We start from the raw sequence: 18,898 nt of genomic DNA, 5'->3' as shown, positions 1-18,898 counted from the left end.
TATCCAATAAATATAGTCCATTTATCAACAACAAATAAACAACGGTACGGGTTGAACACCTTTTAGGATTTAGTTACCTTTGTAAAAGAAGCATTATTTTTTGGAAAACCACTCAAAACAACACTTTTAACCCATAAATCTCTTGACAAAACCATCTATTGAAAAGATGTTTGAAAGAGATTATAAACTTCAAAAACAAATTATTTACCATGCAATATCGAATAGAAAAAGACACCATGGGCGAGGTAAAAGTACCAGCCGACAAACTTTGGGGTGCACAAACAGAGCGCTCTTTTGAAAACTTTAAAATTGGGCCAAAAGCTTCTATGCCTTTGGAAATAATTCGTGGGTTTGCCTACCTAAAAAAAGCTGCGGCCTATACCAACTGTGAGCTTGGTGTACTTTCCGAGGCGAAAAGAGATTTTATTGCGAAGGTGTGCGATGAAATATTGGCAGGAAAACATGATGCTCAATTTCCTTTGGTAATTTGGCAAACAGGAAGTGGCACACAGAGTAATATGAATGTGAACGAAGTAATTGCGAACCGAGCTCACCAATTGGCGGGAATGAAGATCGGAGAAGGCGACAAGACGCTACAGCCCAATGATGATGTAAACAAATCGCAGTCTTCAAATGATACTTTTCCTACGGGAATGCATATTGCTGCCTATAAAAAGTTAGTGGAAACCACCATTCCTGGTGTTGAACAACTTCAAAAAACACTTTCTCAAAAAGCAGCCGATTTTAAAGATGTGGTAAAAATAGGAAGAACCCATTTTATGGATGCCACTCCCCTAACCCTTGGCCAGGAATTTAGTGGCTACGCAGCCCAGCTTGAACATGGTATAAAAGCTTTGAAGAATACCCTTCCGCATATGGCAGAACTTGCTTTGGGTGGAACAGCCGTAGGAACAGGTTTAAATACTCCAAAAGGTTATGATGTAAAAGTAGCAGAGTACATCTCGGAATTTACGGGATTGCCCTTCGTGACCGCAAAAAATAAATTTGAAGCCTTGGCCGCCCACGATGCATTTGTTGAATCTCATGGCGCCTTAAAACAACTGGCAGTTTCTCTAAATAAAATAGCCAACGACATACGGATGCTTGCAAGTGGACCTAGAAGTGGAATTGGCGAATTAAATATTCCAGCCAACGAACCTGGTTCATCTATTATGCCCGGAAAAGTTAACCCTACCCAATGTGAAGCGTTGACAATGGTATGTGCCCAAGTAATCGGCAATGATATGGCAATTACCGTGGGTGGAATGCAGGGACAGTTTGAGTTGAACGTATTCAAACCAGTTATGGCTGCCAATTTCCTTCAATCGGCAGAATTATTGGGTGATGCGTGTGTATCCTTTGATGTGCATTGCGCCCAGGGAATTGAGCCGAATTATGATGCAATAAAGAGACAATTGAACAACAGTCTGATGCTCGTTACCGCGCTAAATACCAAAATTGGTTATTATAAAGCTGCGGAAATAGCGAATACGGCCCACAAAAATGGAACTACCCTAAAAGAGGAAGCAGTAAACCTTGGCTATGTTTCTGCGGAAGATTTTGATAAGTGGGTTAGACCTGAGGATATGGTTTAAAACCTAGTTTCTAGTAATGAGAATGTCGAAAAAAATTATAATTTCAGTTTCTCATTCTAGTTATGTTCAAGTCAGAAACCCTCCTAGTTATATTAAGCTAAGAGGGTTCTAACTTATAGCTCGATTTTTCAGTTTTCAGGTAAGAAAATATTATAGATCTTTATTTACATCGACGTAATATTCAAAACAACCACCCTTTTACAATTTGTTAAACTATATCATAAGGATTTTCTAGATAAGTGGATTTAGACTAACTTTAATAGTATAATAAAAAACCCTTATAATTATGAACATTCTATATCTACACGGTTTGGATGGAGATTTGGCACCCGAAAAAAGAACCATTCTGCAGAAATACGGAAAAGTTTTATCTCCTGCGATTGATTACCGAACTGAATACAACAGTATTGAACTATTAGTTGAACAGTTTAAAAATGAAAAAATTAATGCAGTAATTGGTAGTAGCCTTGGCGGATTTGTTGGTTATTATGTAGCCGATGCCTATAAAATCTCCTCTTTACTTTTTAATCCCGCTCTAGCTTCCCGGTCGGTAAGCCAAAAAATACCAAATTTTAAAAATCCCTACCTCAGTTTTAAGCAAATTGTCTTGGGCGCCCAAGACACTGTAATTAATCCAAGGGACACATTTACATTCCTATCCAAAAACCTTCAAGAACATACAAATTACGATATCCACGTGAGACAGGACTTAGGTCATCAAATTACCATTCAAGTTTTTAAGGAAGAGGTTGAGGCGTTTTTTAAGAAGATTTAATGGTGGGAAAAAGTGCAATTTCAATCTACGATTTACGATTTACGATTTACGAAATTTAAGGTTTAATTTTCATTATGCTATCCAATATATAAGAAGCCGCATAATAAGGTTGAAACAACTAATTGTTATTCAAAGTTAACCAACCCTAGAATACCGATAACCGACATCCAATTACCGACATCCAATTACCGACTAACAACTACCATCTTAAATGAAATCTGAATAATGAAAAAGATAGATTACGGTATTGATGCACCCAAGGTTATTAGGAGGCTTCTCTTTATTGGAATTTTAATAATCTCCATAACTCTTTTATTTCCTATTGTTTCTTTTGGGGAAATAGAACTGGTTACTTCCGGTTTTATTTGGGCTGGCGTATCACTAATTGTTGGAGCCATTTTAATGACGCTCTATTCTAAATTCGGAAAGCTTAAACATCGTGATCGAATTCTAAACAAAATTCAATGGACAGGCAGCGAAAAAGTCTTGGATGTTGGAACCGGACTGGGACTTTTAATGATTGGAGCAGCTAAAAGATTGACAACTGGAAAGGCAATTGGTATCGATATTTTTGATTCACGGGACTTAAGTAATAACACCTTAGAACGTACTCGTGCGAATGCTAAATTAGAAGGCGTCACTGGCAACACGGAAGTTCTCAGAATGGATATCCTTAAAACCGACTTCCCCAACGATTACTTTGACGTAATTGTTTCCAATTTGTGTTTGCACAATATTAAAAAAGCAAAAGACAGGGACGCTGCTTGTGCCGAAATCTTCCGGATTCTTAAACCAGAGGGAAAAACAATAATTTCAGATTTTATAAATATTGGAAATTACTCACGGAAATTTAAAAGTCTGGGAATGAAAGTCCAAAATGAGGGAACCTACTTATTTGATACCTTTCCACCATTAACCATTATTAAATCAATCAAACAATGATTCGGGAAATTTGGGAATGTTTATTCCGAAACCAAATTTAATTTTTTTTAAAATTCTCACTTATCTGGACCTTAAGTTTCACAATACTCCCACAAAAAAATTTCAAGTTTTCATCAGTTTTATTTTAATCATAGAAACAAATTCGATCAATTTGTAAATAAATAAAAGCTATACATTTGAGCAATATAGAGCGATGCATTAATTTGGGAAGTAAACCTTTTAGTTTTTCACATAATATTCATTAGCAAATTAGCTAAAAATATGTCGTTCTAAATGAAGCAAATCTTCCCCACAATCTCCTTTCAGCAAATATCCCCGTCATTAGGAATCTTAATTGTTGTCTTCACTATTTTCTTCAGTAGCAATACATATTGCCAACGGATACACTTGGAAGGCAAGATTACTGCCGAAGCAGATGTGGATGTGGAGGGAATCAACATTTTAAATCTTTCTAGTAACAAAGGAACGGTGACAGATTCAATAGGAGGATTTTGGATTGCCGTGGCCTTAAATGACACCCTTTCTGTGTCTGCCGTGCATATTCAAAGTACAAAGCTGTTAATTACCGCCGAGCAAATACTCGCAAAAAGAATTAGTATCAATCTCAGTGAAAAAATGAACGAGCTTCCCGCTGTTACCCTAAGAAGGTCGTTAACGGGTTACATTGGAAGTGATGCCAATATCATTCGTACTGAACAACCAATTACGGCCACTTCCGTGGGATTGCCCAATGCAGATTTAAAACAACTTTCAAAAACCCAAAGAGCTTTCTATACAGCAACCTCAACTCCTGTGGATGCTTTAATAAACCTAGTTTCAGGAAGAACTAGAATGCTTAAGAAGCGATTGGAATTTGAAAAAACATATCAATTAACCCTATCGCTTCTTAATAAATTTCCAGAAACATTTTTTACCGACGCTCTTAAAATTGATAAGTACAAAGTCTATTCTTTTATATTTTATTGCGAAGAAGACCCTGATTATGAAAAGATAATGAAAAGTGATACAATGCAGATTGTAAAATTTTTGGAAAGAAAAAGTGAGGAGTATCGGATGCTTTTAGAAAAAATGGATTGAAGTTCGGGATGAAGATGTAGCTGAGGATTAATTTGAAATTGAAGTTGAAAATGAATGTGGTGACAGAAACCATAAACTTCTAAACTCATAAACATTTAAACCTTTAAACTTTTATGCAAAAACCCAAGGTTAAACCCGCATTAATACTACTCTCCGACCTCTGGGGAGAAGAAAAATCAGATTGGGTGGAAAATTATAAAATGGCGCTTAGAGAATACTTCGATATTGAATGTTACGATTCGTGTGTTTTAGGGGATGTTAGAACTACAGGCTATGATGAGAAGCATATACACGATCAATTCGTAAACAGCGGGATCGAGATGGCTGTTGAAAAATTAGTGCTCCAAGTACCCGATGCCCCCTATATTCTGGGATTTAGTGTGGGTGGAGTCATTGCCTGGAAAGCGGCCCTAGCTGGAATAAAAGCCAAAAGAATTTTCGCGGTATCTTCAACCAGGCTGAGGTACGAAACCCAAAAACCATCGGGATTAGTTGAACTTTTCTATGGAGAAAATGATTTATATACACCAACTAGGAAATGGTTTCAACAGATGGGAATAACACAAAAATTATATAAAGACGCTGACCACGAATTTTACAAGAAACCAGCGATAGCAGAAGATATTTGTAATAGAATTATAAGTTCCTTAAAAAGGGATAGACCCCAATAAAAATCTTCTGCAGACCTAAATTAATCTTCTTATAAGTGATTGGTAAACGGTTATTCCTCTTTGGATGATAATGAATCAGAACATTCTTTCTAAAATTGTTTTCCATTAATTTTTCTAACATATAATTCAAAAATAATACTATTTTTGATTTGCTTCTACGTAATGAAACGGGACAAAGTGCAACTTCAGTATTAATAATTCAAACTCCTAACTTCACAATTATATGAAAAAAATTACTCTCATTTTCGCTTCTCTCCTCTTAATAATTTCCTGTAAAGAAAAAAACAAGGAATTGAATGATGTAGCTGAAACAAATTCCATAAATCATACTATTTATTATGGCGGAGATATCCTAACGATGGAAGGCGAAGTTCCTGAATACGTCGAAGCCGTAGTTCAAAAAGATGGTGAGATTGTTTTTGTAGGCACCAAGGAAGAAGCCTTAAAGCAATATAAAGGGAAAGCTGCGGAAGTAGATTTACAGGGAAAAACAATGCTGCCTGCCTTTCTTGATGCCCACGGGCATTTTTTTAACGTGGGTTTTGCTGCTACTACCGCTAACCTTTTACCACCCCCAGACGGACCAGGACAAAGTATTGTGAGCGTGGTAAAAACCCTTAGCGATTATAAGGACACTTCCGACGGAAAATACATACTTGATAAAATGGGCTGGATTATGGGTACCGGTTATGACGACTCGCAACTTGAAGAAAAAAATCACCCCAAGGCAACAGATCTAGATAAAGTTAGTACTGAATTCCCCGTAATCATCACACACCAGTCTGGCCATTTATCCGTAGTGAACACAAAGGGCCTAGAATTACTAAAACTAACAAAAAACACAAAAGATCCCGAGGGAGGAGTAATTCGAAGGGACGAAAATGGAAATCCAAATGGGGTTTTGGAGGAAGCCGCGGCATTCGAGGTATTATTTGGTATTTTGGGAAAAATGGATGATGAGATGGCTGTAAGATTCCTAAAGAAAGGACAGGAGGAATATGCACAAAATGGTTACTTAACCGCGCAAGACGGACGGACAACTCCAGAACAGCTTACAGCAATTAAAGAAGGTGCCAAAAACAATCTTTTCTTTATCGATGTTGTTGCCTATCCCGATATTGCGTTGGGAACGGATTATATTGCCCAGGACGATTTTAGCCCATCCCACGAATACAATCATAAATTTAGAATTGGCGGCGTAAAACTTACATTAGATGGCTCGCCTCAAGGAAAAACGGCCTGGCTATCCAAGTGTTATCACGTTAACCCCGAAGGACGAAAAGGCTGCTATGAAGGCTATCCGGTTATGGATGACAGTACGGCTACAAAACTTGTAAAGACCGCTTTTAAAAACAAATGGCAACTAATTTGTCACAGTAATGGAGATGCAGCAATTGACCAATATATAAGAGCGGTAGAGGCTGCTGAAAAAGAATACGGATATCCGGACCATCGAACAGTTTTAATCCACGGGCAAACCCTTAGAAAAAATCAAATCCCAGATTTGGTGCGGTTGGATATGTTTGCCTCCCTTTTCCCCATGCACACTTTTTATTGGGGCGATTGGCATTCGGAATCTGTTTTGGGAGAGCCAAGAGCATCATACATCTCACCCACTCGAGATGTTTTGGCTGCAGGTATAAATCTAACTTCCCATCATGACGCTCCCGTAACCATGCCAAATTCAATGAGAGTTTTGGACGCTACCGTAAACAGAGTAACCCGTAGCGGAAAAATTTTAGGCCCCGATCAAAGGTTAACTGCTTATGAAGGAATAAAAACCTTGACCACTTGGGCAGCAAAACAATATTTTGAAGAACATAGGAAAGGGACAATCAGTAAAGGAAAATTGGCAGATTTTGTTATTGTAGATAAAAACCCCGTTAAAATTGACCCCTCCGCAATCCACGATATCGCAATTATGGAGTCGATTAAGGAAGGAAAAACCGTCTATAGTCGATAGTTTTTAGATGGTGGTTGGTAGAGGTTGGGGTTCGAGGGTGGATTTTTAGATGTTAGGTGCTAGATGCTGGGTGCTAGATGCTAGATGTTGGATGCTGGGAGCTAGATGCAGGGTGCTAGATGGTGGCTGCGAGGTGCTAGGTGCTGGAAATTTAGAACTTTAATCCCTAAAACAAAATTCACGAACACCGACAGGAAACAAGTCCCTAATATATATTTTCCAACAGATTCTTGGGGATAATCATATCAGGGACGTACTCCTCTCTAACCATCCAACATTAAAGTCCATCAATATAACTGCCGTATAAATCCCTAAAATGCGTTCCATTTCCTAAACTGAACTTGCTCAGCTTTTTATTTTCAGAAAGAGCCCAAAGAATCACTTCCTTAAGAAAATATTTATCTTTTTTAGGTATCTCAGGCTGATATTTTTCTACCAGTTGTTGAAGGGGTATTATCCTATCCAATGCATTTTGATAATCCTCATCCGTAAAAGAATCCAGCAACTCAAAATCATTCTCTTCAAAAAACCAAGCAACGATTTCCACATAAGGATCGACGTCACCTTGTTTGGTGAGTTTTTCTATTTTTGGAAACTTCTCAAAGAAGATACTACTTACCGCATCGGCAATAAGTTGCTGTGCCACTTGCGAAACACCTTCTTGCTCTCCTTCATAAACCAATTCCACCTTCCCAGTAATTGCTGGGATTATACCAACAAAATCTCCCAAACGAACGGTGGTTTTCTCGTCTCCATTCTGCAGGGCCCTCCTTTCCGCAGTACTTAACAAATTCTCAAAAGCCGTGATACTCATCCGTGCGCTGACACCACTTTTTGAATCTATAAAAACATTTTCTCGCGCTTCGAAACTAATTTGTTCCAATATATCCTTGGCCAGATCCGGCACATAAATATTGGATTTTGTCCTCGATGCCTCAGCTGTTTCTTGATCTGTTATAGACCGAGCGGTTTCAATATCCTCGGGATAATGAGTTAATATTTGAGAACCAATTCGATCTTTTAAAGGTGTAACGATACTGCCACGATTGGTATAATCTTCAGGGTTTGCCGTAAAGACAAATTGGATATCCAATGGCAATCTAACTGCAAATCCCCTGATCTGCACATCGCCTTCCTGCAATATATTAAAGAGGGCAACCTGGATGCGCGGCTGAAGATCTGGTAATTCATTTATAACAAAAATGCAGCGGTTACTTCGTGGAATCATACCAAAGTGGATTACGCGGTCGTCGGCATAGCTCAATTTTAAGTTCGCTGCTTTTATGGGATCAACATCGCCAATTATATCTGCTACGGTAACATCTGGTGTAGCCAACTTTTCAAAAAATCTATCATCACGATGCAGCCAACTGATAGGTGTATTATCACCTTTCTCCATCATTAAATTTTTGGCGTAGCGTGAAATGGGTTTGAAGGGATCATCGTTTATCTCACTCCCCTCCACTATAGGTATATATTCATCCAAAAGCCCAACCATCTGTCGCGCCAATCGGGTTTTGGCCTGGCCACGAAGACCTAAGAGATTAATATTATGCTTGGAGAGAATTGCGTGCTCCAGTTCGGGAATTACGGTAAGTTCGTATCCGTGAATCCCGACGAACGAAGGTTCTTTTTTCATTATTTTCTGGAGTAGATTCCTACGCAATTCATCCTTTATAGACTTTGACTCGTACCCCGACTCCTTAAGTTCACCAAAAGTTTTGATATTTTCTATTTTCATAAGTTTTTTGCTATTAAGAGAAAAGTAGAAAGAGAAAAGAAATGTCATTCTCTATTCTCTCTTCTCTGTTCTTTTTTATTTGAAATTTACCGTATTCGTTTTGTTCGGTTCGTTTCGTAATCACTAAATATCATTTCTCCCAAACCCTTTAGACCCGTATAAAACGCCTTCCCTTTGTTGGCAGCTGTAAAGTGTTCCACAAATTGCATTAAATAAGGATCTTCGGCTATCATAAAGGTGGTAATAGGAATGTGCAATTTTCTCGCTTGTGCCGCCATAGCATAGCATTTTTCGACTATATGAGGATCAAGACCCATACTGTTTTTATAATATTGACCGTCGGGCAGTTGCATACAACTTGGCTTGCCATCTGTGATCATAAATATTTGTTTGTTGGTATTCCTTTTTCGCCGAAGCATATCCATAGCAAGTTGAAGACCCGCAACAGTGTTGGTGTGGTAAGGTCCAACTTTTAAATAAGGCAAATCCTTTATTTGTATTGGCCAAGCATCATTTCCAAAGACAAGAATATCCAAGGTATCTTTGGGATAGCGAGTGGAGATAAATTCGGAAAGAGCCATTGCAACTTTCTTGGCAGGGGTTATCCTATCTTCACCATAAAGAATCATACTATGACTGATATCTATCATCAGGACAGTACTCATCTGGGTTTTATACATGGTTTCCTCAACCACCAGGTCGTTCTCAGAAAGGATAAAATCTCCAATTCCGTGATTTATCTGTGCGTTTTTAAGGCTTTCGGTCATTGAAATTTTGTCCAGAGAATCTCCAAAACGGAAATTTCTAAATTCCCCCGCCCGTTCATCTCCAATCCCCGTATATTTTGTTCGGTGATTTCCGGCACCACTTTTTCGCAATTTTCCAAAAATTTGTTCCAATGCCTTTTTCCGAAGTGCCCTTTCGGTTTTTTCAGTAATGACCAGTCCATTTTTTCCATCGGGGTCAATTTCTTCCCGCAAATAACCCTTCTTTTTCAGATCCTCCACAAAATCATCGAGTGTATAATCTTCAGTAGTCAAATTATATTCCTCATCCAATTGTTTCAGCCAATCCATAGCCTCTTCAAAATCTCCAGAAGTATGGGTTATCAGTTCTTGAAAAATATCGAAGAGACGCTCAAAAGGAGATTGTTCCTCAGCAATGTGTTTGGTAAATACGAATCCGCTATTAATTGTTTTTTGATCCATTTTTTAAAATTAATACAATCTCTGTTTAGAATAAAAGTACAAACGTTAAACTAATACCAAATCCAGACCGCTAGTCAAAATTTCGGGTTTATTTTTTAATAATTTTTTAACTGATTCATTAACAATACCTTGGGCAGATTTCTAAAATGAGTTATTTAATTTTATTGCTAACAAAATAATCAACCTTAAAAACAAAAATTATGGCAGAAATTAAAATTGAAAAGAAAAAACCAATCTGGCCATGGGTCTTGTTGGTAGTAATCATTCTTCTGATTGTTTATTTCTTTTGGTACCGAAATGATGCGAACCTTGATCGTACCGATGACGTAATAGTGCGCGATACCATTTCGCAGGTGAACGAACCTTATCAAGACACCAATCGAATGGAGGAAACTACACTTTATACGGGAACTTATGGTACCGTTCGAAATGAAGAAGCATTTGCCGATTATTTCAGATATGTAGATAATCTTGACACTAGAGACTCCGATAGAGGTTTTTATCGAACCGCATTCTTTAAATTAATTACCGCGGTAAAGCGACAAGCCGAAATTGACTCGGTAGATGTAACTAACAACATCTCTGCGGCAATGAACAGCGCTGAAAATCTTACTAATGATCCGGATACCAATACGAAAGCAGACAACGCCAAAAAAGCAGCGGATGAAATTTCCAAAGCGTTGAAAACAATTCAGGAAAAAGTTAATGACAATCTATCAGATAATTATAAAGAAGTACAAACAGCTGCTTCTGGAATTGATGGAACCAAAACCCTGGATACACAGACAGCCAGCATAGACGCCTTCTTTGACAAGTCCGCTAGGCTTTTACAAAATATGAACGATAATACAGATAACCGATAAAAAATTAAATTATGGAAAAAGAAGAAAAACATTTATATAAACTTGATGAGCTATCCGATTATAAAGTAGCTGATGATGATCCGGATGTACGTAGTTGGACGGTTCGGGATGCCGATAACCGGGTAATAGGAAAGGTTGACAATCTCTTGGTAAATAAAGCAGCAAGGCGCGTTGTTTATCTAGACGTAGAAGTAGACCATTCCGTTATCGATTTAAACCACGATCCCTATGCCAGACCTACACATGCGGAAATACGTGAATTCATAAATAAAGATGGAGAAAACCACGTAATCGTTCCCATAGGTATGGTGAGTATTGATACTGATAACAAAGTTGTACACGCCCAAGCGATAAATCACAGAACCTTTGCAGGAACCAAAAGGTTTAATGCCAATTATCCAGTGAACCGAGAATATGAAAGAGCGGTGTTTGATTCATATCATCGCGATAATATTCCGCCGGATACTATTTATGAAGATGATTCCTTTTATGAAAGAGAAGAATTTGACAAGGATAGATATAGGAAGAGAGAATAGTAATTGAAAGGAGAAGCCGACCTAAACTGGATTTTTTATTTCAATCTTAACCAGCAAAATTAACACTAATATTAAATGCTGTAAAGATTATAAAAAGCCCTCTTTGTGTCGGTTTCTTTGTTTTATGTAATCCCAATTCTTTCGGAATGGGCAATTGCCTCACTGCTACTTTTAAAATAACAAACTGCCACGTTCATCGATTCTATATTCCTTAGAACATTTTCAACCTTCTTTTTCCTTCCGTGGCCCGTCTGGCGAATATAAATCGCCTTAATATTTTGGGGGAATATTTTGACTACCCTTTCATATAAATAAGGATCCTTTTGTGAATCATCACCCAATAATACATAATTCAAACGCGGATAAAAGCCTATAATATCCTTTATTTTTTCAAATTTATGATCGTGGCTGCCCCGACCTGTAAATAGGAAATCTGAAATTCCAGTCTTTATCTTTTTCAACTTGAGAACACCCTTTGGAAGTTCGTGGATTCGAATAAAAGAATCTATAAATTCATACAAATTCCATTCACTGCTAGAGACATAAAAGAATGAATTTGAGGCTTCCTCACTCTCCTGCCCTGCCCGACTTAAACTTTGATAATGCGGCACCACATCCTCAAAAACCTTCCTCTTATTTATATTTTTCAGCAAGAGCACGTACAGTTTCTTAAAGAAATTATTACTGTGCGAGACCAAAAAAGTATCATCGATATCTGAAATCACACCTACTTTACTCTCATAAGGCTTTAAAAGCTCTGAACATTCCACTATGCCAAAATCATAAACTTTACAAATTACCTGAAAGGGATGCCAACCGGATTCAAGATTTTCTTCATAAGGAATGGTAAAACGGAAATAACCATCATCGAGAGTTTTAGTGGTTACCTCTAAATTTTTGAATTTCAAGGTCACTGCCACATTCTTCTGCGGTTTTATTCGAAACATATGGATAATAGAGACGGCATGCCGTATGCCGCGCCTATCCATTCTATAATGATCTGGCGACCAAGATTTGAACACATGACCAAAAACAACCAACTCCTCCTTATTAACATAGCCACGGTATAATTTGAGATCGAGTTTAACCAATTGAGAGTTCATTAACGATTTATGCTTTCCAAATTACTTAATTTTAATTTCAAATTTTACTAATGAAATCGGAAAATGTAATTCTAGTAGTGGTAAATCCTATCGCGGGAGATAATGATAAGGATAATATTATAGAATTGGTCTGTTCTGAAATAAAAAGCAGAAATTTCTCTCTGGAGGTTTACAAAACTACCGGTGAAGGTGATAAAGCCGCAATAGACCGAATAATTAACGAAGATAATCCCTACAGGGTTTTGGTTATTGGTGGAGATGGCACCGTTTCATTGGTGGCCCAATGCATACATCAAAAAGAAATATGTCTTGGGATTATTCCTGCAGGATCGGCCAATGGCATGGCTGTGAATATAGGCCTGCCAACAGAAGTTCCACAACAAATTGATGTCGCCTTATCGGATAATATTATGAAAATGGATATCATTTTTATAAATAACAAACTCTGTCTTCACATTGCCGATTTAGGAATAAATGCAGAGCTGGTTAAAAATTATGAGAATTCTGGCATTCGGGGAAAACTGGGTTATTTTTTACAATCCATTCCTACAATTTTTAATAGCGATTATCCCTTTGAATTCGAAATTGAAACCGCACAGGGAATTGAAAAGAAAACAGGTATCTTACTTGCGATAGCAAATGCGAACAAATTCGGAACAGGTGCTAACATTAATCCCGACGGAAAAATAAATGATGGGAAATTTGAAATATTGGTTTTTAAGAATCTAGATTTCATCGAAATATTAAAGACCGCACAAGAAAAGCCCGAAATGTCGCCCGATTTTGTCAGCGTTATTTCCACTGATAAAGCTACGATAAAGAACAAAGCAAAAGTTCCTTTTCAAATTGATGGGGAATTTATGGGTGAAATAGAATCTGCCGAAGTCCTTATTGAAAAAGAGAGCCTCACAATCGCGGTTCCTCAGGCCTATTTGGAATTGCATAAAAAAGAACAACACTTATGAAAATTGAGAAGGTAACTTTTAAAAATAAAAACGAAGAAAAACTTGCCGGGCGATTGGAACTTCCCATAAATCGAAAACCACACAACCTTATAGTTTTTGCCCATTGTTTTACTTGTACTAAAAATTTAACCGCTATCAAAAATATCGGCCGTGCTCTTATTGCAGAGGGTTTTGGTGTTCTTCGCTTTGATTTTACAGGGCTTGGCGAAAGCGAAGGCGATTTTGAAAATACCAACTTCTCAGGAAATGTCGCTGATCTTTTAGAAGCGTCCCAATTTCTAGAAAAACATTATCAAGCTCCTACCCTACTTATAGGCCATTCTCTGGGTGGAGCCGCTGCTATTTTTGCTGCTGCCCAGATTTCTTCCATCAAAGCTGTGGCTGTTATTAACTCCCCAAGTCAACCTTCACACTTAACAAATCTTCTGAGAAGTAGTACATCCGAGATAAATGAAAAGGGAAAAGCAAAGATTAATTTGGGAGGAATGGATTTTACTATTAAAAAGCAATTTCTGGACGACCTTAAAAACAAGCCATTGCAAGAAATTGTCGGGAGTTTTAACAAAGCGATTTTGATACTCCATTCTCCTGTGGATAAGATAGTAAATATCAATAACGCGGAAGATATTTATAAAGCAGCCAAACATCCCAAGAGCTTTGTTTCTCTCGACACGGCCGATCACATGCTTTCGAAAAGAGAAGATTCGGAATATGTAGGGAAGGTAATTGCAAGTTGGGCATCCCGCTATGTTGAGATTCCTGACGAAAAGGAACTTCGTAGCAATAGTCACGTGGCGGCCAGCTTAGACGGAGATCAAAAGTTCACGACCCAACTTAAATTAGGTAGACATTCGCTTATTGCTGATGAACCGGCAAAGTTTGGAGGGAATGAATATGGCCCCACGCCATACGATTATGTCTCGGGAGGACTTGCCGCTTGTACAGCATTAACAATCCAGATGTATGCCCGAAGAAAAGAATGGCAGCTTGAAAATGTAACCGTAAACGTGGATTATTCCAAAGATCACGTCATCGATTGTGAAAATTGTGAAGATCCCTCCGCCAAAATCGATTCCTTCTCCGTCGGAATTAAGTTGGAAGGCAATCTTTCGGAAAAACAAAAACACCGTCTTATTGAAATAGGAAGTAAATGTCCAGTTCATAAAACACTGACGAGTAATATTCAGGTGTTGGTTAAGAGAATGGATTGAAGAATTGGCACAAAAGAACCACTTTTCCGCAGAAGCTTTAGTAGGAAGAACCACTTTTCCGCAGAAGCTTTAGTAGGAAGCCCCACTTATCCGCCGAAGATAGTTTAGTGGGAAGAAACCTGGACCAATAAAAGAGAAATTTGATAATAGAACAAAGAATCAAAGAATTTAAAACCTGCAACCTGCAGCCCTTTGCCCGGAGAAGCTTAGGCGTAAGAGGAGAAACCCTTCAGCCGGAAATCAGTAACCTGCAAGCTGAAACCAAAAACCTGGAACCTCAAACCCTAAACACCCCTCGCCCTTATGCTAAGATTTTAATAAAATCTTGTGCATTGAAATTTCATATATTATCTTTAATTACTTAAATCAACGTTAACATCAAACAATTACACCAATGAAAAAACTAGTACTTTTATGCACTGCCACATTAATTTTTGCATTTGTGGGTTGCAAGGACAACAAAAAATCTGACGATCTGAACGAGACCAAGGATACGGTCGTAGAAACAACCTCCAACCATAATCTAAGCCAAGCTCCTAAAACGGTAACGGTTATGTTGGAACCAAAAAGCGATAGCAAAGCAGAGGGAGAAGCCCATTTTTCTGAAAAGAATGGAATGGTAACTCTTGAGGCAAAGTTTACTGGATTAAAGCCTGGAACCCACGCCATCCATCTCCATGAAAAAGCAGATTGTAGTGCTGCGGATGCATCCTCAGCAGGAGGACATTGGAACCCAACCCATCAAAAACATGGAAAATGGGGAGATAAGGATGGATATCATAAAGGAGATATTGGCAATCTCGAAGCAGATGAGAATGGATATGCAGCCATTACTATGACAACAGACGAATGGTGCATAGGATGCGGTGATGAAAACAAGGATATTCTTGGAAAGGCAGTAATCGTACATCAAGATGCTGACGACTTTGTATCGCAACCCACTGGTAATGCCGGAGGTAGAGTTGCCTGCGGAGGAGTAATAAAATAACTATCTCTAATTCTAAATACGAAAAAACCACTCAAAATCGAGTGGTTTTTTTATGATTTCTAATTAAAAAATGCAGAATTCCATAAATCCTATTTCAGTTCTATTCCATCTTCCTTGATGATTATCTGCTTATCCTTGTAGAGCGTACCAATGGCCTTTTTAAAACTTTTTTTGCTCATTCCCAGTTGGTTTTTTATGGTCTCGGGATCGCTTTTATCGTGAAGTGGTAGAAAACCACCAGCCGCCTCAAGTTCTTCTTTAATATAGTTGGCATTCGGTTCAATACTACGATAGCCGGGCCTTTGCAATACCAAATCAATTTTATTGTCCTCGCGTATGTTTTTCACAAAGGCTTTAATCTTATCCCCACTTCTAATATCCTCAAAAATATCTTCTATATATATCAATCCTGTATGTACGCCATTGACGATAGCGTTTGCACCCTTTTCGGTAATATGTGTAACGAGAATTTCCACTTCCTCAAATGGTTCAACTGTCAATTCTTTATTTTGTAGAAAGTGATTTGTTTTGCTGGATCCTACAAGTCGGTTTGTTTTTTCATCCAGATATAAGCGCACGATATACCAGCTTCCCTGTTTCATTGGGCGGGCCTGTTCCTTAAAGGGCACAAAAAGTTGTTTTTCCAGACCCCAGTCCATAAAGGCGCCGAATTCCGTTACCGCGCTGCAATGTAAATAGCCGAAGGTATTGAGAAGTAAGAACGGTTCCAAAGTAGTTGCAATGGGCCGTTCCTCATTATCCAGATAGACAAATACTTCCAGTTGATCACCAATTTCGTATTCTTCTGGTTTATATTTATGCGGCAATAACACCACATTTTCTTCCTCATCTCCCAAATATAATCCCGGATCGGTTTCTCGAAGGATGGTAAGCGTATTGTGTTCTCCCAATTTTATCATAGAAGCAAAGATAAAGGTATTATCGAGTAAAATAACACCCAAGGAGAATAGAAATCGCAACAAAATTTCACCGAAAACTGGTGTGAAATTATTTGATTTTGCCTTATGTCTCAAAATCCTCTACCCTATTACGTCATTCAGCATATAATTATTCTTTTAAGTTAACTGAAGTGTAAGTAATTAACATTAAGCTTTCAAATTTTTCTGTAAGACAAAACACCGCGGTACATCATTATTACCGTATTATGATGCAATTCAAACGGTTAGCGCAATTATTCCAGTTTTTTAGTACATTAGTACATATTTAAATTCCTTGTCCATTACCAAATACCTTTGGACGATAATCTAGGCATAGTAATTAACACTTAAGATACCTTCACTATTTCATCCCCAATTGCCATATCTAATAAAATTCGTTTTTAAATATAAATGAGATGAATGATTAAAAAGAGTATTAAAAGTCCGGAGATATTATTTATGGAAAGAATCATTCAAATAGTGCTTTTTCTTTCTGTGAGTATTAGCGGGTTTGCACAGGGCTTTGTTGTCAGAGAATTCACGGCGGATATCTATCTGAACCCTGAAGGCTATTTCGACGTTGTTGAAAAATACGATTTAAATTTTACCCAGGCCAAGCACGGGGTTTATAGGGATATAACCACCAAATTTGATTTTACCGATGAAGACGGAAAAGTGACCAGACGGGAAATCTTCATCTCAAACATCGAAGTTCCTGGAGAAAAATTTACCACAAACGAATTTCTCGGAAAAAGATTAGGCAAAAACCTAAGTATCAAAATTGGTGACAAGGAAAAATATGTCGTAATTGATAAGAAGTATGAAATCCGGTACCGGGTAAAGAATGCCCTTTTCTTTACGGATGATTTCGCTAGATTGTATTGGAATATAAAGCCTGCCGATTGGGAAGCGGGAAGCGGATTTTTATCAGATAAATTTTTCGATCCACGCTCCTGAAGGCGCTTCACTTTCTACCGAAAACTGCTTTGTTTATTCAGGAAATTCGGGAAACGAATATCCTTCTTCTGAATTTGATTATGCTTACTCTGGAAATATTTTCTCGGCAAAATCCAAGTCTGGCTTCCACTCATCTATGGGACAGAGCGTAACAGTATTAATGAACATACCGATTTCCTTAATTCCCAAAGTCGATTTGTCGCCACCTCTCTGGAAGAGGTATGGATGGATAGGAATTTTGGCAGCGATTTTTATAGGGTTATTTCTATATGTTAGAAAACAGATTCGAGGTGATAATATAATTGCGGTTACCAGTTATTATCCCCCCGAAGGCCTTGATCCTGCTATGGCTGGAATGTTGATAGACGATATACCCGATTTTCGCGATGTTACCGCTTTAATTCCATATTGGGCCGCCAACGGTATAATCAGGTTGGAAGAAAGATCTCCATCCGAAAAACCATTGCGGAAAGATTTAAAGTTGGTAAAACTTAAGGAACTATCCACTTCGGTTGCTGATTACGAACGCATATTTTTTGAAACCATATTTAAAGGAAAGGACGAAGTTTGGGCCAGTAATCTTAGAGGTGTGGCTATGACCTCGCAGAGATTATTATCCCGAAACTCTGAAAGATATTATGTTCGCAAAAAATCAAAATTGATTAAGTGGAAAATAATCATTCTTGTTCTTTCTTGGCTTTGGGCATTTTTCAGTATAACCCTTCTCCCAATTGTCTTCACTTTCTATTTTGAATTTAAAACCTTTTTAATGATTCCTCTCCTAATGTTGAACTTCATTTTTTTCTTTCTTATCTTTCCAATCGGCTTTGCCTTTTTACTGAATAGAATGCGGGGTAAAAATGAGCTCGGAAAATCTTTAATGCCCGAACTTTTAGGGTTTTATCAATTTATTAAAATTGCAGAGGTTGACCGTATAAAAATGTTATTAAAAGAGGATCCCTATTATTTTGAAAAAACAATGCCCTATGCGGTAGCGTTCAATTTCTTAAAAGAATGGTCGGCAAAATTTGATAATCTCATTCAGCACGCACCCGATTGGTATAAAAGCAGTTCCGGATCCAGATTTTCGACCAGCAGTTTCGCAACTGCATATGGCAACAGGATTTCAATATCCACTATGGCTCCCCGTCGTAATAGCTCTTCCAGATCAAGTTCATCGGGACGAAGCAGCAGCAGCGGATTCTCACGCAGCGGAGGCGGTTTTTCAGGTGGCGGCGCGGGACGTGGAGGAGGAAGAAGTTGGTAGAGGGTTATTATTTATTATTATTGTTTACTGTTTATTTTTTATTGATTATTGATTATTGATTATTGATTATTGATTATTGAACATTGAATATTTATTTT

17 protein-coding genes are annotated in these 18,898 nt (G+C 37.9%); 13 read left to right on the top strand and 4 right to left on the bottom strand.

Annotated features, from left to right (window positions below; all coding sequences use genetic code 11):
- Positions 1-209: 209 nt before the first annotated feature.
- The 6 genes from fumC to EI546_RS00835 all read left to right on the top strand — a co-directional run bounded on the left by fumC (position 210) and on the right by EI546_RS00835 (position 7,023).
- Complete coding sequence (fumC, locus tag EI546_RS00860) at positions 210-1,595, top strand: class II fumarate hydratase (protein ID WP_128248770.1); 1,386 nt, start codon at positions 210-212, stop codon at positions 1,593-1,595.
- Positions 1,596-1,881: 286 nt separating this feature from the next.
- Positions 1,882-2,370 carry a YqiA/YcfP family alpha/beta fold hydrolase gene (locus EI546_RS00855; RefSeq protein ID WP_128248769.1) on the top strand — a complete coding sequence of 163 codons (489 nt, stop codon included), beginning with the start codon at positions 1,882-1,884 and terminating at the stop codon, positions 2,368-2,370.
- Positions 2,371-2,595: 225 nt separating this feature from the next.
- Positions 2,596-3,312 (top strand): class I SAM-dependent methyltransferase, encoded by a 717-nt coding sequence (locus EI546_RS00850; protein ID WP_128248768.1) that lies wholly within the window; start codon positions 2,596-2,598, stop codon positions 3,310-3,312.
- Positions 3,313-3,585: 273 nt separating this feature from the next.
- Entirely contained in the window at positions 3,586-4,389 is an 804-nt protein-coding gene (locus EI546_RS00845) for a peptidase associated/transthyretin-like domain-containing protein (RefSeq protein ID WP_128248767.1), read from the top strand.
- Positions 4,390-4,502: 113 nt separating this feature from the next.
- Positions 4,503-5,060, top strand: coding sequence for a dienelactone hydrolase family protein (locus EI546_RS00840; RefSeq protein ID WP_128248766.1), 558 nt, complete (start codon positions 4,503-4,505; stop codon positions 5,058-5,060).
- A 223-nt stretch (positions 5,061-5,283) separates the two neighbouring features.
- A complete protein-coding gene (locus EI546_RS00835; protein WP_128248765.1) occupies positions 5,284-7,023 on the top strand; it encodes an amidohydrolase in 1,740 nt (579 codons plus the stop codon).
- Between the two features lie 277 nt (positions 7,024-7,300).
- On the opposite strand, the gene EI546_RS00830 is transcribed toward EI546_RS00835, so the two are convergent.
- A complete protein-coding gene (locus EI546_RS00830) occupies positions 7,301-8,764 on the bottom strand; it encodes an AAA family ATPase (RefSeq protein ID WP_128248764.1) in 1,464 nt (487 codons plus the stop codon).
- Positions 8,765-8,850: 86 nt separating this feature from the next.
- Positions 8,851-9,972, bottom strand: coding sequence for a vWA domain-containing protein (locus EI546_RS00825; protein ID WP_128248763.1), 1,122 nt, complete (start codon positions 9,970-9,972; stop codon positions 8,851-8,853).
- Positions 9,973-10,172: 200 nt separating this feature from the next.
- Here EI546_RS00825 and EI546_RS00820 point away from each other — a divergent pair, with 200 nt between their 5' ends.
- Both EI546_RS00820 and EI546_RS00815 read left to right on the top strand, forming a co-directional pair.
- Complete coding sequence (locus tag EI546_RS00820) at positions 10,173-10,835, top strand: hypothetical protein (RefSeq protein WP_128248762.1); 663 nt, start codon at positions 10,173-10,175, stop codon at positions 10,833-10,835.
- Between the two features lie 11 nt (positions 10,836-10,846).
- Positions 10,847-11,371 carry a PRC-barrel domain-containing protein gene (locus tag EI546_RS00815; RefSeq protein ID WP_128248761.1) on the top strand — a complete coding sequence of 175 codons (525 nt, stop codon included), beginning with the start codon at positions 10,847-10,849 and terminating at the stop codon, positions 11,369-11,371.
- A 122-nt stretch (positions 11,372-11,493) separates the two neighbouring features.
- Here EI546_RS00815 and EI546_RS00810 read toward each other — a convergent pair whose 3' ends face one another.
- A complete protein-coding gene (locus EI546_RS00810; RefSeq protein WP_128248760.1) occupies positions 11,494-12,474 on the bottom strand; it encodes an App1 family protein in 981 nt (326 codons plus the stop codon).
- A 50-nt stretch (positions 12,475-12,524) separates the two neighbouring features.
- Between EI546_RS00810 and EI546_RS00805 the strand changes: the two genes are divergently transcribed.
- The 3 genes from EI546_RS00805 to EI546_RS00795 all read left to right on the top strand — a co-directional run bounded on the left by EI546_RS00805 (position 12,525) and on the right by EI546_RS00795 (position 15,638).
- Positions 12,525-13,439 (top strand): diacylglycerol/lipid kinase family protein, encoded by a 915-nt coding sequence (locus EI546_RS00805; protein WP_128248759.1) that lies wholly within the window; start codon positions 12,525-12,527, stop codon positions 13,437-13,439.
- The gene (locus EI546_RS00800; protein ID WP_128248758.1) at positions 13,436-14,650 is read left to right on the top strand and encodes a bifunctional alpha/beta hydrolase/OsmC family protein; all 1,215 of its coding nucleotides are present in this window, start codon (positions 13,436-13,438) and stop codon (positions 14,648-14,650) included. Before EI546_RS00805 ends, EI546_RS00800 begins: the two co-directional genes overlap by 4 nt.
- Before the next feature lie 394 nt (positions 14,651-15,044).
- Positions 15,045-15,638: a superoxide dismutase family protein gene (locus EI546_RS00795; protein WP_128248757.1), complete on the top strand. Its 594-nt coding sequence runs from the start codon at positions 15,045-15,047 to the stop codon at positions 15,636-15,638.
- Between the two features lie 89 nt (positions 15,639-15,727).
- On the opposite strand, the gene EI546_RS00790 is transcribed toward EI546_RS00795, so the two are convergent.
- Positions 15,728-16,558, bottom strand: a complete 831-nt coding sequence (locus tag EI546_RS00790) for a CvfB family protein (protein ID WP_128248756.1) — start codon at positions 16,556-16,558, stop codon at positions 15,728-15,730.
- A 438-nt stretch (positions 16,559-16,996) separates the two neighbouring features.
- Here EI546_RS00790 and EI546_RS00785 point away from each other — a divergent pair, with 438 nt between their 5' ends.
- Together EI546_RS00785 and EI546_RS00780 are read left to right on the top strand one after the other, a co-directional pair.
- Positions 16,997-17,533 (top strand): DUF2207 domain-containing protein, encoded by a 537-nt coding sequence (locus EI546_RS00785; RefSeq protein WP_128248755.1) that lies wholly within the window; start codon positions 16,997-16,999, stop codon positions 17,531-17,533.
- A 160-nt stretch (positions 17,534-17,693) separates the two neighbouring features.
- The gene (locus tag EI546_RS00780) at positions 17,694-18,800 is read left to right on the top strand and encodes a DUF2207 family protein (protein ID WP_164905139.1); all 1,107 of its coding nucleotides are present in this window, start codon (positions 17,694-17,696) and stop codon (positions 18,798-18,800) included.
- The last annotated feature ends 98 nt before the right edge of the window (positions 18,801-18,898 follow it).

Origin of the sequence: Aequorivita sp. H23M31 (genome assembly GCF_004022485.1) — a bacterium.
GTDB classification, from domain to species: Bacteria; Bacteroidota; Bacteroidia; order Flavobacteriales; family Flavobacteriaceae; genus Aequorivita; species Aequorivita ciconiae.
This window is presented reverse-complemented; position numbering and strand designations above follow the sequence as displayed.

Excerpts from the sequence above, each read along its gene's own strand:
- EI546_RS00795 (WP_128248757.1), top strand. The coding sequence starts at position 15,045 with ATGAAAAAACTAGTACTTTTATGCACTGCCACATTAATTTTTGCATTT.
- EI546_RS00800 (WP_128248758.1), top strand. The coding sequence starts at position 13,436 with ATGAAAATTGAGAAGGTAACTTTTAAAAATAAAAACGAAGAAAAACTT.
- EI546_RS00850 (WP_128248768.1), top strand. The coding sequence starts at position 2,596 with ATGAAAAAGATAGATTACGGTATTGATGCACCCAAGGTTATTAGGAGG.
- EI546_RS00845 (WP_128248767.1), top strand. The coding sequence starts at position 3,586 with ATGAAGCAAATCTTCCCCACAATCTCCTTTCAGCAAATATCCCCGTCA.
- EI546_RS00820 (WP_128248762.1), top strand. The coding sequence starts at position 10,173 with ATGGCAGAAATTAAAATTGAAAAGAAAAAACCAATCTGGCCATGGGTC.
- fumC (WP_128248770.1), top strand. The coding sequence starts at position 210 with ATGCAATATCGAATAGAAAAAGACACCATGGGCGAGGTAAAAGTACCA.
- EI546_RS00805 (WP_128248759.1), top strand. The coding sequence starts at position 12,525 with ATGAAATCGGAAAATGTAATTCTAGTAGTGGTAAATCCTATCGCGGGA.
- EI546_RS00840 (WP_128248766.1), top strand. The coding sequence starts at position 4,503 with ATGCAAAAACCCAAGGTTAAACCCGCATTAATACTACTCTCCGACCTC.
- EI546_RS00830 (WP_128248764.1), bottom strand. The coding sequence starts at position 8,764 with ATGAAAATAGAAAATATCAAAACTTTTGGTGAACTTAAGGAGTCGGGG.
- EI546_RS00825 (WP_128248763.1), bottom strand. The coding sequence starts at position 9,972 with ATGGATCAAAAAACAATTAATAGCGGATTCGTATTTACCAAACACATT.
- EI546_RS00785 (WP_128248755.1), top strand. The coding sequence starts at position 16,997 with ATGATTAAAAAGAGTATTAAAAGTCCGGAGATATTATTTATGGAAAGA.
- EI546_RS00780 (WP_164905139.1), top strand. The coding sequence starts at position 17,694 with ATGAACATACCGATTTCCTTAATTCCCAAAGTCGATTTGTCGCCACCT.
- EI546_RS00790 (WP_128248756.1), bottom strand. The coding sequence starts at position 16,558 with ATGATAAAATTGGGAGAACACAATACGCTTACCATCCTTCGAGAAACC.
- EI546_RS00855 (WP_128248769.1), top strand. The coding sequence starts at position 1,882 with ATGAACATTCTATATCTACACGGTTTGGATGGAGATTTGGCACCCGAA.
- EI546_RS00815 (WP_128248761.1), top strand. The coding sequence starts at position 10,847 with ATGGAAAAAGAAGAAAAACATTTATATAAACTTGATGAGCTATCCGAT.
- EI546_RS00835 (WP_128248765.1), top strand. The coding sequence starts at position 5,284 with ATGAAAAAAATTACTCTCATTTTCGCTTCTCTCCTCTTAATAATTTCC.
- EI546_RS00810 (WP_128248760.1), bottom strand. The coding sequence starts at position 12,474 with ATGAACTCTCAATTGGTTAAACTCGATCTCAAATTATACCGTGGCTAT.